General features: G+C 66.0%; 13 protein-coding genes and 1 pseudogene. 7 read left to right on the forward strand and 7 right to left on the reverse strand.

Annotation, left to right across the window (positions count from 1 at the left end):
- The first annotated feature begins 91 nt into the window (after nt 1-91).
- Nucleotides 92-1,267: a multidrug effflux MFS transporter gene (locus ACKI1H_RS09825; RefSeq protein ID WP_138520263.1), complete on the forward strand. Its 1,176-nt coding sequence runs from the start codon at nt 92-94 to the stop codon at nt 1,265-1,267.
- Here the strand turns inward: ACKI1H_RS09825 and ACKI1H_RS09830 are convergent, their stop codons facing one another.
- Nucleotides 1,268-1,447, reverse strand: a complete 180-nt coding sequence (locus ACKI1H_RS09830; protein WP_138520264.1) for a hypothetical protein — start codon at nt 1,445-1,447, stop codon at nt 1,268-1,270.
- Between the two features lie 303 nt (nt 1,448-1,750).
- Here ACKI1H_RS09830 and ACKI1H_RS09835 point away from each other — a divergent pair, with 303 nt between their 5' ends.
- Entirely contained in the window at nt 1,751-3,646 is a 1,896-nt protein-coding gene (locus ACKI1H_RS09835) for a propionyl-CoA synthetase (protein ID WP_440468254.1), read from the forward strand.
- A gap of 166 nt (nt 3,647-3,812) precedes the next feature.
- Nucleotides 3,813-4,247, forward strand: a complete 435-nt coding sequence (locus ACKI1H_RS09840) for a response regulator (RefSeq protein WP_138520266.1) — start codon at nt 3,813-3,815, stop codon at nt 4,245-4,247.
- A gap of 33 nt (nt 4,248-4,280) precedes the next feature.
- Here the strand turns inward: ACKI1H_RS09840 and ypfJ are convergent, their stop codons facing one another.
- Together ypfJ and ACKI1H_RS09850 are read right to left on the reverse strand one after the other, a co-directional pair.
- Entirely contained in the window at nt 4,281-5,174 is an 894-nt protein-coding gene (gene ypfJ / locus ACKI1H_RS09845) for a KPN_02809 family neutral zinc metallopeptidase (RefSeq protein WP_138520267.1), read from the reverse strand.
- Between the two features lie 67 nt (nt 5,175-5,241).
- A complete protein-coding gene (locus ACKI1H_RS09850) occupies nt 5,242-6,102 on the reverse strand; it encodes a PhzF family phenazine biosynthesis protein (RefSeq protein WP_236172562.1) in 861 nt (286 codons plus the stop codon).
- A gap of 171 nt (nt 6,103-6,273) precedes the next feature.
- Between ACKI1H_RS09850 and alaC the strand changes: the two genes are divergently transcribed.
- Nucleotides 6,274-7,491 (forward strand): alanine transaminase, encoded by a 1,218-nt coding sequence (gene alaC, locus ACKI1H_RS09855; protein WP_236172563.1) that lies wholly within the window; start codon nt 6,274-6,276, stop codon nt 7,489-7,491.
- Between the two features lie 173 nt (nt 7,492-7,664).
- Here the strand turns inward: alaC and ACKI1H_RS09860 are convergent.
- A pseudogene (locus ACKI1H_RS09860) lies at nt 7,665-8,116 on the reverse strand (DUF411 domain-containing protein).
- Nucleotides 8,117-8,298: 182 nt separating this feature from the next.
- Between ACKI1H_RS09860 and ACKI1H_RS09865 the strand changes: the two are divergent.
- Both ACKI1H_RS09865 and ACKI1H_RS09870 read left to right on the forward strand, forming a co-directional pair.
- Nucleotides 8,299-8,757 (forward strand): DUF4345 family protein, encoded by a 459-nt coding sequence (locus ACKI1H_RS09865; protein WP_024763055.1) that lies wholly within the window; start codon nt 8,299-8,301, stop codon nt 8,755-8,757.
- A 101-nt stretch (nt 8,758-8,858) separates the two neighbouring features.
- On the forward strand, nt 8,859-9,161 hold the full coding sequence (locus ACKI1H_RS09870; protein ID WP_017521653.1) for a DUF1883 domain-containing protein: 303 nt from the start codon (nt 8,859-8,861) through the stop codon (nt 9,159-9,161).
- 3 nt (nt 9,162-9,164) lie between these two features.
- Here ACKI1H_RS09870 and ACKI1H_RS09875 read toward each other — a convergent pair whose 3' ends face one another.
- From ACKI1H_RS09875 to ACKI1H_RS09885, 3 genes are all read right to left on the reverse strand, one after another.
- On the reverse strand, nt 9,165-9,662 hold the full coding sequence (locus ACKI1H_RS09875; RefSeq protein ID WP_138520271.1) for a DUF4136 domain-containing protein: 498 nt from the start codon (nt 9,660-9,662) through the stop codon (nt 9,165-9,167).
- A 97-nt stretch (nt 9,663-9,759) separates the two neighbouring features.
- Complete coding sequence (trmA, locus tag ACKI1H_RS09880; protein ID WP_440468255.1) at nt 9,760-10,845, reverse strand: tRNA (uridine(54)-C5)-methyltransferase TrmA; 1,086 nt, start codon at nt 10,843-10,845, stop codon at nt 9,760-9,762.
- A gap of 124 nt (nt 10,846-10,969) precedes the next feature.
- Nucleotides 10,970-12,265, reverse strand: coding sequence for an NCS2 family permease (locus ACKI1H_RS09885; RefSeq protein ID WP_045217177.1), 1,296 nt, complete (start codon nt 12,263-12,265; stop codon nt 10,970-10,972).
- Between the two features lie 278 nt (nt 12,266-12,543).
- On the opposite strand from ACKI1H_RS09885, the gene ACKI1H_RS09890 reads away from it, so the two are divergent.
- Entirely contained in the window at nt 12,544-13,035 is a 492-nt protein-coding gene (locus ACKI1H_RS09890) for a SecDF P1 head subdomain-containing protein (RefSeq protein ID WP_440468256.1), read from the forward strand.
- Nucleotides 13,036-13,110 lie beyond the last annotated feature (75 nt).

Genomic DNA, 13,110 nt, shown 5'->3' on the forward strand with positions numbered 1-13,110 from the left:
CCGCGTCATCCGTGCGCGCCAACAAGATATTCACACCGGCCTGCCCGCGGTCTTCGCCGCTCCTCGGCGGACGCGTGTGACCAGGTGATCCATGAACCTCCGCATCCTGCTGATCCTCGGTGCCCTCAGCGCCTTCGGGCCCATGGCCATCGACTTCTACCTGCCCAGCTTCCCGACGTTGGCGCAGGCCTTTGGCACCGACGTCGAACATATCCAGCTGAGCCTGTCGGCTTATTTCGCCGGCCTTGCCCTCGGTCAGCTGCTCTACGGTCCGCTGGCCGATCGTGTTGGCCGGCGCATGCCGCTGCTGCTGGGGGTCAGCATCTTCACCCTGGCGTCCGTCGCCTGCGCCTTCGCGCCGAACCTGGAGTGGCTGATCGGCGCACGCTTCGTCCAGGCGCTGGGCGGTTGCGCGGGGATGGTGATCTCGCGGGCAGTGGTGCGTGATCTTTGCGACCCGGTGGCTGCCGCCAAGGCCTTTTCGCAACTGATGCTGGTGATGGGGCTGGCGCCGATCCTGGCACCGCTGGGCGGCGGGTTGCTGCTCAGCCTGTCGGGCTGGCAGTCGATCTTCTTCTGCCTGACGTTGTTCAGCGCCCTGGCCGGTGGCGCCATCGCGCTGTGGCTTCCCGAGACCATTCCGGCCGGGCCGCGTGCGCCGCTGCGGGGGGCTCTCGGGCAGTACCGGGCACTGTTCCGCGACCGCTCCTTCCTCACCTACGCGCTCACCGGCGGCGTGGCCATTGCCGGGATGTTCTCCTATATCGCCGGTTCGCCGTTCATCTTCATCCAGCTCTACGGCGTGCCAGCCGAGCACTACGGCTGGATCTTCGGCAGCAACGCCGCAGGCTTCATCCTGATGGCACAGGTCAACGCGCGGCTGCTGCGCTATCGCGGGCCGGGGTTCTGGCTGCGGCGGGCGGTCTGGGTATATTTCGGTTGTGGCGTGGCGCTGCTGGCGGTCACCCTGGCGAAGCCGACGCAACTCTGGCCGCTGCTGATTCCGTTGTTTGGCTCCATCGCCAGCCTGGGCTTCCTCATGCCCAATTCGTCAGCCTGCGCCATGGCCAGCCAGGGCCGGCACGCGGGCAGTGCGTCGGCGCTGATGGGCAGCCTGCAGTTCACCGTCGCGGCGGGTGCTTCGGCGCTGGTTGGTGCCTTGCACGACGGCTCGGCGCTGCCGATGGCCGTAGTCATCACGGTGTGCGGCCTGGTGGCCGCGGTGCTTGGCTGGCTGAGCGGGCAGATCAGCGAGCGTGCCGCGTGATCAGCCGGCGGCGCGTTGCACCCGTTCGGGTAGCTGGTGCGGTGCCCTCAAGCGGGCTTCGAGGGTAGCGACGAAACTGCGTGCCTCCCGTTCGCTGCGGAAGCGCACGGCCTGCTGGTCGAGGCAGACTTCCCACGGCTGGTCTTTGCGGAGGCTGGACGGACGGACGAGGATGTTCACGGTGCTCACCCCTGTGCTGTCAGGTGAAAAGGGACTCTCAGTGTAGTCCTGTCATGTGGCGGTAGCAGGTGCGACCTGTAGTCGCCGACATGCGGCGTCCAACTGGCTGGAAAGCCTTGCAGCCGCCGTCCCAGAGCGCTGCGCGTGCCGTTGCGCCGCTTCGCTGAAAAATCCTGCAAAGCTTTGCTGCCGGCTCGCTTGTGGAGCCCGCGGCAGAACTACGACCAAAGGTTGATGGTGGGGTGGCGATCCCCGTCCATACTCGTTGTTCGACCTCGATAACAACAATAAGAGGCAGTGACGATGAGTTACCGGCAGTCCCATCACCGCTCCATCACGGAACCCTCCGCTTTCTGGGCCGAACAGGCCGGCCGCGTGGCCTGGTACCGCGCCCCGCAGGACACCCTGCAAGCCCTGTCCGACGGCAGCCACCGCTGGTTCGCCGATGGCCGACTGAATACCTGCTACCTCGCGCTCGACCGGCAGATCGAGCTCGGCCGTGGCAACCAGACCGCTCTGATCTATGACTCCCCCGTGACCAGCACCCAGCAGCGCTTCAGCTACCTGGAGCTGCGCGATGAGGTCGCGCGCCTGGCCGGCGCCCTGCGTGCGCTGGGTGTGGAAAAGGGCGACGGGGTGATCATCTACATGCCGATGGTGCCCCAGGCGGCCATGGCCATGCTTGCCTGCGCGCGCCTGGGGGCGGTGCACTCGGTGGTCTTCGGCGGCTTCGCGCCCCATGAGCTGGCGCTGCGCATCGACGACGCCCGGCCCAAGCTGGTGCTCACCGCCTCCTGCGGCCTGGAGTTCGAGCGGGTGATCGAATACAAGCCGTTGGTGGACAAGGCCCTGGAGCTGGCCAGCCACCAGCCGGCCCATGTGCTGGTGCTGCAACGCCCCCAGGCAATGGCGGAGCTGAAGGCAGGTCGCGACCTGGACTGGCGCGAGACCCTGGTCCATGCGCAACCGGCTGATCCGGTGGAAGTGGCCAGCGGCGACCCGCTCTACATCATGTACACCTCCGGCACGACCGGGAAACCCAAGGGCATCGTACGCGACAACGGCGGCCATGCCGTGGCGCTGAGCTATGCGCTGCCGACCATTTTCGGCCTGCAGCCGGGGGATGTCTGGTGGGGCGTATCCGACGTGGGCTGGGTGGTCGGCCACTCGCTGATCGTCTACGGACCATTGATGAACGGCTGCACCACGGTGTTCTACGAGGGCAAGCCGGTGCGGACGCCGGACGCCGGCAGCTACTGGCGAGTGATCGAGGAGCACAAGGTCAACAGCCTGTTCTGTGCGCCGACGGCGATCCGTGCGATCCGCAAGGAGGATCCGCAGGGCGAACTGCTCAAGCGCTACGACCTGAGCTCGCTGCGACACCTGTTCCTGGCGGGCGAGAAGCTCGACAGCACCACTCAGCACTGGCTGGAGGAACTTACCGGCAAGCCGGTGCACGACCACTGGTGGCAGACCGAAACCGGCTGGCCGGTGACCGCGCCCTGTACCGGCCTGGGCGACCACGACCTGCGCGGCGGCTCCACCAACCGCGCGGTCCCCGGCTACCACGTGCAGGTGGTGGACGACGAAGGCCGCCTGCTGGGCCCGAACGAGCAAGGCTCCATCGTCATTGCCTTGCCGCTGCCGCCCGGCTGCGCACAGACGTTGTGGAACGACCACGCGCGCTACCTGCAGGCGTACCTGAAGACCTATCCCGGCTACTACCACACCGGCGACGGCGGCTATGTGGACGAGGAGGGCTTCGTCTACATCATGGGGCGTACCGACGACGTGATTAACGTCTCCGGCCACCGCCTCTCCACCGGTGAGATGGAGGAGTTGCTGGCGCTGCACGAAGCCGTCGCCGAGTGCGCGGTGATCGCCGTACAGGACGACCTCAAGGGCCATGTGCCGCTGGGGCTGGTGGTACTCAAGGATGGTGCGCAGGCGACCGAGGCCAACCTGCAGCGCGAGCTGGTGGCGTTGGTGCGCGAGCGTATCGGCGCGCTGGCCTGCTTCCAGCGGGCGGTGGTGGTGAAGCGCCTGCCCAAGACCCGCTCGGGCAAGATCCTCCGCGCCGTGCTGCGCAAGATCGCCGACGGTGAGAGCTACGCGCCGCCTTCCACCATCGATGACCCGGCGATCCTCGGCGAAATCGCCGAGCGCCTTGGCCAGGCCGGCCTGGCCAAGGCGGGTTGATATCCCACGACGCCGGTGCTGCCGGCGTATTTCCAGGGCCGCACTTGTTGCGGCCCTTTTTATCGCCGTGTATTTCCAGTCATCGCCCAACATTGGCTCGGCAGGAATAAAGGCCGTTTGCCATCTAACATCATGTCAACTGGCCTTCATTGGACGTATTGCGCCCATGATCAAGCGTGTTGACCTCGATGACGAGGAGCTGAGGGTGCTGCGTGAGATCACGGCGCCGGCGCCGCGCCGGCCCGTGGTCCTGCTGGTGGACGATGATCGTGCGCTGCTGGCGCGTACGCGCCGGCTGATCGAGCGGGCCAACCTGCGTTGCCTCACCGCCAGCAGTGGGGCCGTGGCGCTGCGGCGTATTCGTCGCGATGAGGCGGCCATCGACCTGCTGGTCAGCGGCCTGGCACTGGAGAGCGGAGGGCCAGGGCTGGCGTTCATCCGCGAGCTGAACCGGGCTGGCACCTTCCTGCCAATCATCGTACTGTCCGCGCGCATCAATCTGGGGGATGAATTGTCGGAAACACCGTTGAATGTGCTGGGTTTCCTGCCAAAGCCCTTCGACCCTGCCAGCTTTCTCCACACGCTCAGCCATAGCCTGTAGGGGCGGGCCCGGCTCGCACCTACAGGTTCAGCCTCAGAGCGTCTGAGCCTTGAAGGTGTCGCATTTGCCTGGCGAGCCACTTTCGAAGCCGATCTTGAACCAGCGCACGCGCTGCTCGGACGAGCCGTGGGTGAAGGAGTCCGGCATCACCGTACCTCGCGCCTGGCGTTGCAGGTGATCGTCACCGATGGCCGTGGCGGCGTTCAGCGCCTCATCCACGTCACCCGGCTCCAGCCAGTTCAGGCGTTGCTGGGCGTGGTTGGCCCAGACCCCGGCGAAGCAGTCGGCCTGCAACTCCTGACGCACCGAAAGGCCGTTGGCACCTTCCATGCGCGCGCCACGCTGCCGGGCGGCGTTGATCTTGGCGGAGATGCCCAGCAGGTTCTGCACGTGGTGACCGACTTCGTGGGCGATCACGTAGGCCTGGGCGAAGTCACCGGCGGCGGAGAACTTCTGCTCCATCTCGCGGAAGAAACCGAGGTCGAGGTACACGCGGTGGTCGCCCGGGCAGTAGAACGGGCCTACCGCCGAGGAGGCGAAGCCGCATGCGGAGTTCACGCCACCGTTGAACAGGATCAGCTTGGGCTGCTCGTACTGGGCGTTGCTGCGGGCGAAAATTTCGCCCCAGGTGTCCTCGGTGTCGCCCAGAATCGACTGGACGAACTCCACTTGCGGGTCGCTGCCGGTGGCTGGTTTGCCCTGCGTCGGCCGACTGGGCGCCTGCTGCGAGACGTCCATCTGGCCGAGCAGCGAGCCGAGGATGGTCATTGGGTCCTGCCCGGAGAGCAGGCCGATCACCACCACGATGGCCACACCGCCCAGGCTCAGGCCTCGGCCACCGATACGCATGCCTCCGCCACCGCCGCCGCCGGTTTCATCGCGGGCATCCACTACGTTGTCGCTGCGTCGTCCTTTGCGCCATTGCATGGCGGCATCTCCATCGAACAGGTGGTTTCAGTGTTGTCTCGGGTGGGGCAGGCCGCCAGCCCGGTCGTCAGGCGAAACGGTGCAACAGCTCGGCGCGGGCCAGCAGTTGCACGTCGCCGCCGACGCGAACCTCATCGTCCTGGCCGACCTGTACGTCGAGCCGGCTCGGGCGGCCGACAAAGCGGCCCTGGGACAACTGGAACAGCTCGCCACGGCGTGCCTTGCCCAGTTCCACCAGGTAAGCGGCAACAGGGCCGGCGGCGCTGCCGGTGGCGACGTCCTCGATGACCCCGGCACCGTCCCAGGTTCGGCCTTCGCGATTATCCACATCCAGCACGAAAACGAAGGCGGCATTGAGCTTGGCCAGCTCGGCTGACAGATCCGTGCGCTGGCGCACGCGTCCCAGGGCCTCGCTGCGCACCGGCAGCAGCAGGTAGGGCAGGCCGGTGCTGACCACGGCGGCGGGGTAGTCGGCGAGATCGCTGGTGGTCAGCGAGAAGGCCTCGGCGAACCAGCGGCGCGCGTCGTCATCGAGCACGGTGCCGAAGTCAGCGGCGCCCTGGTTCATTTCGGCGTGGAAGCCGGTGCCGCGACGGCGTGTGGCCACTTTCACTTCCCTGGCTGGCAGCAACAGTGTCCAGTGTTCCTCTTCGCCACGCTGGTGCAGGTGGTGCAAAAGCGCGGCCGCGCCCAGCACCGGGTGGCCGGCGAAGGGCAGTTCCTCATCGACGGTGAAGATGCGCGCCGAGTAGGTATCCAGGGAGGCGGACGGAAACAGGAAGATCGACTCGAACTGCCGCAGCTCCTGGGTCAGTGCCAGCAGGGTCTGTTCGGGGATGCCGCGGGCATCGGGGAACACCGCCAGGCCATTGCCGGTGAGCGGTTGGTCGGCGAAGACGTCGAGCTGCCAGTACTGTTGCGCGGACATGGGCCTCCAGATGCCGCCCTTGAGCGGCTAAAGAAAAACTCGACAGCCAGCCTAGCGAGCTATATGTTCGCCGACAAGAAAGCGCAGGTCACAGCGCCGCGCTTTCCAGGCCACCGCAGTGGCCGGCGTCGCTCGGACGGTTCCGGGCGCCTACGTTCATCAGAGGACACCATGACTGAACCCCGTTCAGCTCGTCGCTTTGCGCGCATCGATCGCCTGCCCCCTTACGTCTTCAACATTACCGCCGAACTGAAGATGGCCGCCCGCCGCCGTGGCGAGGACATCATCGACCTGTCCATGGGCAACCCGGACGGGGCCACGCCGCCGCATATCGTCGAGAAGCTCTGCCAGGTCGCCCAGCGCGAAGACACCCACGGCTACTCCACGTCCCGTGGCATTCCGCGCCTGCGCCGCGCCATCTCGCACTGGTACCGCGACCGCTACGAGGTCGAGATCGACCCCGAATCCGAAGCCATCGTCACCATCGGCTCCAAGGAAGGCCTGGCACACCTGATGCTCGCCACCCTGGACCACGGCGACACTATCCTCGTGCCCAACCCCAGCTACCCGATCCATATCTACGGCGCGGTGATCGCCGGCGCCCAGGTGCGCTCGGTGCCACTGGTGCCGGGGATCGACTTCTTCAACGAGCTGGAACGGGCGATCCGCGAATCGATCCCGAAGCCGAAGATGATGATCCTCGGCTTCCCCTCCAACCCCACCGCGCAGTGCGTGGAGCTGGACTTCTTCGAGCGCGTGGTCGACCTCGCCAAGCGCTACGACGTGCTGGTCGTACACGACCTGGCCTACGCGGACATCACCTTCGATGGCTGGAAAGCCCCGTCGATCATGCAGGTGCCCGGCGCCAAGGACATCGCGGTGGAGTTCTTCACCCTGTCCAAGAGTTACAACATGGCCGGCTGGCGGATCGGCTTCATGGTCGGCAACCCGGAGCTGGTCTCGGCCCTGGCGCGGATCAAGAGCTACCACGACTACGGCACCTTCACCCCTTTGCAGGTGGCGGCCATCGCGGCGCTGGAAGGCGACCAGCAGTGCGTGCGCGACATCGCCGAGCAATACCAGAAGCGCCGCGACGTGCTGGTGAAGGGCCTGCACGAAGCCGGCTGGATGGTGGAGAACCCCAAGGCCTCCATGTACATCTGGGCGAAGATTCCCGAGCCCTATGCGCACCTGGGCTCGCTGGAATTTGCCAAGAAGCTGCTCAAGGACGCCAAGGTCTCGGTGTCGCCGGGGGTCGGCTTCGGCGACTATGGCGACGACCACGTGCGCTTCGCCCTGATCGAGAACCGTGACCGTCTGCGCCAGGCCGTGCGCGGGATCAAGGCAATGTTCCGTGCCGATGGGCTGCTGCCGGCCAAGGCCGAGTGAAGGCCACATGAATGAAAAGGGCGACCTGCTGGTCGCCCTTTCTTTTTGGAGTCCCTCACCCCGTCATGCTCGTGGAGCATTGCCGCGCGGGAACCTGGAGAGTGCCCCGCGCGCCGGAAGCCCCATCCCACCTCCACCAGCTTTCAGGGGTGAGGGAGTGCCTCGATGTAAGATCAGTGTGCGGGGTAGTCTGCCAGTACTTCGCGTTGGCCGGATTTGGTCAGCCCGACCACCTGGTAGGCGTCGTGGCGGTCGCCCATCTCCATGCCCGGCGAACCCATCGGCATGCCTGGCACGGCGGCACCGACCAGGTCCGCGCGTTCGCGCAGCTTGAGCACGTCGGCAGCCGGCACATGACCTTCGACGAACTTGCCGTCGATCACGCCGGTGTGGCATGAGCCCATGCTGTGCGGCACGCCAAGTTTGGTCTTCACTGCACTCATGTCCGCCTCGACGTGGTCGTTGACGGTGAATCCGTTGCTTTCCAGGTGCTTGATCCAGTCCTTGCAGCAGCCGCAGTTGGCATCGCGGTGCACGTCGATGGACAGCGGCTCGGCAGCCTGGGCGGCGCCGGCGACGAGGGCGGTTAGCAGAAGCAGGGTGCGCATGGTTGGAACCTCGAAATTCGAACGCGACCGAGCATACTCCCGAGCGTCTTCAGCCCCCACTCGCCGTTTGTTTCCCCATATGACGCGGACGTCGAACTTGCCGCGTCGTGCGGGGTCTCTAGCTGATCGGTGTGCGTCCGCGACTCCCGGTCGCAGGTCTGGACGCTCGGCAATGGCTGTATGGCCAAGGAGAAATCGGATGCTCTTCGCCCGTCTCGTCCTGCTGGTCCAGGCTCTGGTCTGGGGTGGCCTGGGACTGCTCTACTGGATTCGTCCCTATGAGATGGCCAACCTCAGCGGCATGTTGCTGATGGAGCCGTCGTCGGTGAGCGACGCTCGCGTGTTCTATGGCGGCCACCAGTTCGCCCTCGCGCTGTTCCTCGTCTTCGCCCTGCGCCGTCGTCTGCTGGTGCGCCCGGCGCTGATCCTGGTGATCCTGGTGCAGCTGACCCTGACATTGTCGCGCCTGCTGATCGCCTGGACCGAGGGCGGCATGGAATGGGATGCGCAACTGGCCGGGGTGGTCTACCGCGGAGTGATTTCGGCGCTGGCGATCTTCGCCCTCTACTGGCTGGAGCGGCAGTCGCGTAATCGCCAGGTGGTGGTGCGCGAAGAGCCGGAGCCCGAGGAGCGCAAGGCGGACTTCGAGGGACTCTGAGCTTCGGATAGGCGGCGCAGTCTGCGGGCGGCGCCGCTGCCGGGCCAACCCCGCTCCGTGCTATCGTATTGATTTCGCGGTAGAAGCAAGGCGGAGCCAGCATGAAGTTCGTACATCAACGGGAACACCTGAACGAAGGCGACCTGGTCGTCATCGAGTGCTCCATGACCTGCAACATCCGCCTGATGACCGATGCCGCCTTCCGCAGCTTCAAGAATGGCGGGCGCCACGTCTACCACGGCGGCGCGTTCGACCGGTTCCCGGCCAAGATCAAGGTGCCCAGCACCGGCAACTGGAACATCACCATCGATACCGTCACCCGCCGCGCCATCAGTGTGACGCGCAAGGCCGACTTCAAGTACAGCATCAAGTTCGTGCGCAAGTCGCCGTCGAACTACAGCTGATCCTCAGCTCCCCGCATGGGCGGGGAAGTCCTTGAGCAGGCGGGCGATACCTTCGTCCACCGCCTGCTGGGTGATCTTCGGGTCGTGCAGCTGGCGCGCCACCTGCGCCTGATAAAGCACCTGCCCGGTTGCCTCGTCGATAATCTGCAGCGCCAGGCGCGCCTGTTCCTGGTCGGTGATCTGGGTCTGGGTCATCACACCCGCGCCGGTCACCACTGGGCGCTGGACAATGCCGGTCTGGCTGTCCAGGCCGACGGCATAGATCACCCGCAGCTCCCCTGAATTGTCCTGGTAGCGGTAGCCCTTGGCTTCCAGCGCGCGGCGCACGGCAAGATCGAAGCGATCTTCCAGGTCTTCGCGGTGGCCCTGTGCGCGCACGGCCTGGATGAAGAAGGTGCTTTGCCGGCCATTGGCGGCGGGGGAGACGCTGATGTTGGCAGGATCGCTGCCGGCGCAGGCGGCCAGCAGCAGGCAGAGCAGGGGGAGGATCAGGCGGGACATGGACGTGCCTCTTGTCATTGTCCCGCAAGCGTAGTCGCCTTGCGGTTGCACACCGCCCAACCCTTGGTTGGGCGGCAGGCGACTATGCGGCCAGTGCTCAGCGGCGGGTCAGCAGTACGCCGGTTTCCATGTGGTGCGTGTAGGGGAACTGGTCGAACAGGGCGCAGCGGCTCACCTGGTGGGTGTCGTGCAGCTGGGCGATGTTCTGCGCCAGGGTCTCCGGGTTGCAGGAGATGTACAGGATGTTGTCGAAGCGCCGGGTCAGCTCGCAGGTGTCCGGGTCCATGCCGGCGCGCGGCGGGTCGACGAACACGCTGCCGAACGCGTAGGACTTCAGGTCGACGTCGGCCAGGCGACGGAACGGGCGCACTTCGTTGAGCGCCTGGGTCAGCTCCTCGGCGGAGAGGCGCACCAGGGTCACGTTGTCCACGGCGTTGTCGGCCAGGTTGGCCAGGGCGGCGTTCACCGAGGTCTTGCTGATCTCGGTGGCCAGCACCTTGCGCACGCGGGTCGCCAGGGGCAGGGTGAAGTTGCCGTTGCCGCAGTACAGCTCCAGCAGATCGTCCTCACGCTCGCCCAGGGCTTCGTACGCCCAGTTGAGCATCTTCTGGCACACCTCGCCGTTGGGCTGGGTGAAGGCGCCTTCCGGCTGGCGGTAGCGGAACAGGCGGCCGGCGACGGTCAGTTCTTCGCTCACATAGTCACGGCCCACCACCAGGCGCTTGCCGCGCGAACGGCCGACGATGCTCACGCCCAGCTCGGCAGCCAGCTTCTCGGCAGCAGCCTGCCAGGTCGCGTCCACCGGGCGGTGGTAGCACAGGGTGATCAGCGCATCGCCCGCCAGGGTGGTGAGGAATTCCACCTGGAACAGCTTGTGGCCCAGCGTCGGCTCGGCCCAGGCAGCCTTCAGGCGCGGCATCAGTTCGTTGATGCGCTGGCTGGCGATGGGGAACTCCTCGATCAGGATCGGCGTGTGCTTGTCGCCCTGCTCGAACATCGCGTAGTGGCGTGCCTCGCCCTCGCGCCACAGGCGGAACTCGGCGCGCAGGCGGTAATGCTCACGGGGCGAATCGAACACCGCAGGCTCGGGCGCGGCGAAGGGCGCCAGCAGCTCGCGCAGGCGGGCGACCTTGTCGGCCAGTTGGCTGTCGTAGTGGGACGGATCGAAACGCGGACTGCTCATGGGGCGGGTAACTCGTGTGGTCGGCGGCATCCTGATGGGTATCACTGCGCTCCACACCATCCTACGCCGGTGCGACTCGTAGGGTGGTGTGGAGCGCAGCGATACCCATGCCGCGAAAAGAAAATCAGGCGTTGAACCAGCCCAGCTTGATCACGAACAGGATCGAGAGGATGACCAGCGCCGGGTTCAGCTCGCGGAAGCGGCCGGACAGCAGCTTGCAAGCGGTCCAGGTGATGAAGCCGAAGGCGATGCCGTTGGCGATGGAGAAGGTCAGCGGCATCGCCAGGGCGGTTACTACGACCGGTGCGGCGACGGTCAGGTCGTCCCAGTCGATTTCGGCCAGGCCGGAGGCCATCAGCACGGCGACGAAGAACAGGGCCGGCGCAGTGGCGAAGGCCGGCACGTTGCCTGCCAGCGGGGCGAAGAACAGTGCCAGCAGGAACAGCACGGCGACCACGATGGCGGTCAGGCCGGTACGGCCGCCAGCGGAAACGCCCGCCGCCGACTCGATGTAGCTGGTGGTGGTGGAGGTGCCCAGCAGCGAGCCGACCATGGCGGCGGAGCTGTCGGCGATCAGCGCACGGCCCATCTTCGGCATGTGCCCGTCCTTGCCCATCAGGCCGGCGCGCTTGGCCACGCCGATCAGGGTGCCGGAGTTGTCGAACAGGTCGACGAAGAGGAAGGCGAAGATCACGCTGAACAGGCCGATGTCCAGCGCGCCCTTGATATCCAGCTGCAGGAAGGTCGGCGCCAGCGACGGCGGCATCGACACCACGCCACCGAACTGGGAAACGCCGATGGCGATGGAGATGAAGGTGACGACCAGGATGCCGATCATCACAGCGCCAGTCACGCGGCGGGCTTCCAGGGCGACGATCAGGATAAAGCCAAGGATCGCCAGCAGCGGTGCCGGCTTGGCCAGGTCACCCATGCCTACCAGGGTGGCCTGGTTGGCGACCACGATGCCCGACTCCTTCAGCGCGATCAGCGCGAGGAACAGGCCGATGCCGGCGGCGATCGCCGAGCGCAGGGCCAGCGGGATGCTGTTGATGATCCATTCGCGGATGCGGAAGATCGAGATGACGAAGAACATGCACGCGGAGAGGAACACCGCACCGAGCGCCACCTGCCAGGTGTGGCCCATGTGCAGGACCACGGTGTAGGTGAAGAAGGCGTTCAGGCCCATGCCGGGAGCGAGGGCGATCGGGTAGTTGGCGATCAGGCCCATCACCGCCGAACCGATGGCTGCGGCCAGGCAGGTCGCCACGAAGATCGCGCCCTTGTCCATGCCCGTCTCGCCGAGGATGCTCGGGTTGACGAAAAGGATGTAGGCCATGGTCAGGAAGGTAGTGATACCCGCCAGGATCTCGGTACGCACGTTGGTGTTGTGCGCCTTGAGTTGGAACAGCTTTTCCAGCATGTTTGGCTCCCCGTGACGCTCTCGCGCCGTTATCGTTCTGGCCGGGAAAAGCAAGGTGCATGCCCAGGTGGGCCGTGCGCCTGTTCTTGTGGCCGGCAAAAGGCGCGCATGATACCAGCTCGTCCTGCGCCGGAGAATTTCTGACCGGACCGCCAGCATCCGTTCGTCTGCAAGCTTAGTCGCGGGCGCCGACCAAGGGAGTGCAACTTGTACGCTGGCGGTGGTCTGACTCTCCATAACCCTGGCCCGACCGGGCCGTCCTGTCCGATTCGCAGTCGATGAAACGCTCTATTCCGATCCTGCTCGCCTCATTATTGGGCGCCTGCGCCGGCGCGCCGCCGGCCACGCCCCAGCACACATTCGATGTTCACGCGGTGGCGGATAAGCCCACGGCCAGCACTCGCACCCTAGCCGACCCGCAGGGCAAAGCGGTGCTGCTGCAAACCCACCCGGTGCTCACCCAGCGCGACGTGCAGCGGGCCCAATTGGCCAGCGTGGCCGACGGCAAGCCGGCGGTGCGCGTCTTGTTCACGCCCGACGCCAGCCAGCGTTTGGCGAAACTGACCGAAGAAGAACAGGGCAAGGCGCTGGCGGTGGTCATCGACGGGCAACTGCGCCTGCTGCCGAAGGTGACGCGGGTGGTGACCGATGGTCAGGTGATGCTCAAGGGCTTCGCCAGCCAGGCGGAGGCGGAGACACTGGTGCGCCGGCTCAATGACCTGCGCGATGTGCCGGTGCAACCGGAGCAGGGAGCGGGAGGGCAACCCTGATGCGACTTCGACGGGCTTTACCCGGTACAGGCTAATCGCTGTAATAGCGGCTTTACATTCCGATGGATCGGGCAG

It is taken from the genome of Pseudomonas sp. YH-1, from assembly GCF_051990045.1.
In the GTDB taxonomy this organism is placed as follows: Bacteria; Pseudomonadota; Gammaproteobacteria; order Pseudomonadales; family Pseudomonadaceae; genus Pseudomonas; species Pseudomonas nicosulfuronedens.

What these genes read in the sequence shown, in the direction of transcription:
- ACKI1H_RS09890 (WP_440468256.1), top strand. Translation starts at nt 12,544, where the DNA reads ATGAAACGCTCTATTCCGATCCTGCTCGCCTCATTATTGGGCGCCTGC.
- ACKI1H_RS09865 (WP_024763055.1), top strand. Translation starts at nt 8,299, where the DNA reads ATGCTCTTCGCCCGTCTCGTCCTGCTGGTCCAGGCTCTGGTCTGGGGT.
- alaC (WP_236172563.1), top strand. Translation starts at nt 6,274, where the DNA reads ATGACTGAACCCCGTTCAGCTCGTCGCTTTGCGCGCATCGATCGCCTG.
- ACKI1H_RS09875 (WP_138520271.1), bottom strand. Translation starts at nt 9,662, where the DNA reads ATGTCCCGCCTGATCCTCCCCCTGCTCTGCCTGCTGCTGGCCGCCTGC.
- ACKI1H_RS09840 (WP_138520266.1), top strand. Translation starts at nt 3,813, where the DNA reads ATGATCAAGCGTGTTGACCTCGATGACGAGGAGCTGAGGGTGCTGCGT.
- ypfJ (WP_138520267.1), bottom strand. Translation starts at nt 5,174, where the DNA reads ATGCAATGGCGCAAAGGACGACGCAGCGACAACGTAGTGGATGCCCGC.
- ACKI1H_RS09885 (WP_045217177.1), bottom strand. Translation starts at nt 12,265, where the DNA reads ATGCTGGAAAAGCTGTTCCAACTCAAGGCGCACAACACCAACGTGCGT.
- ACKI1H_RS09825 (WP_138520263.1), top strand. Translation starts at nt 92, where the DNA reads ATGAACCTCCGCATCCTGCTGATCCTCGGTGCCCTCAGCGCCTTCGGG.
- ACKI1H_RS09835 (WP_440468254.1), top strand. Translation starts at nt 1,751, where the DNA reads ATGAGTTACCGGCAGTCCCATCACCGCTCCATCACGGAACCCTCCGCT.
- trmA (WP_440468255.1), bottom strand. Translation starts at nt 10,845, where the DNA reads ATGAGCAGTCCGCGTTTCGATCCGTCCCACTACGACAGCCAACTGGCC.
- ACKI1H_RS09870 (WP_017521653.1), top strand. Translation starts at nt 8,859, where the DNA reads ATGAAGTTCGTACATCAACGGGAACACCTGAACGAAGGCGACCTGGTC.
- ACKI1H_RS09850 (WP_236172562.1), bottom strand. Translation starts at nt 6,102, where the DNA reads ATGTCCGCGCAACAGTACTGGCAGCTCGACGTCTTCGCCGACCAACCG.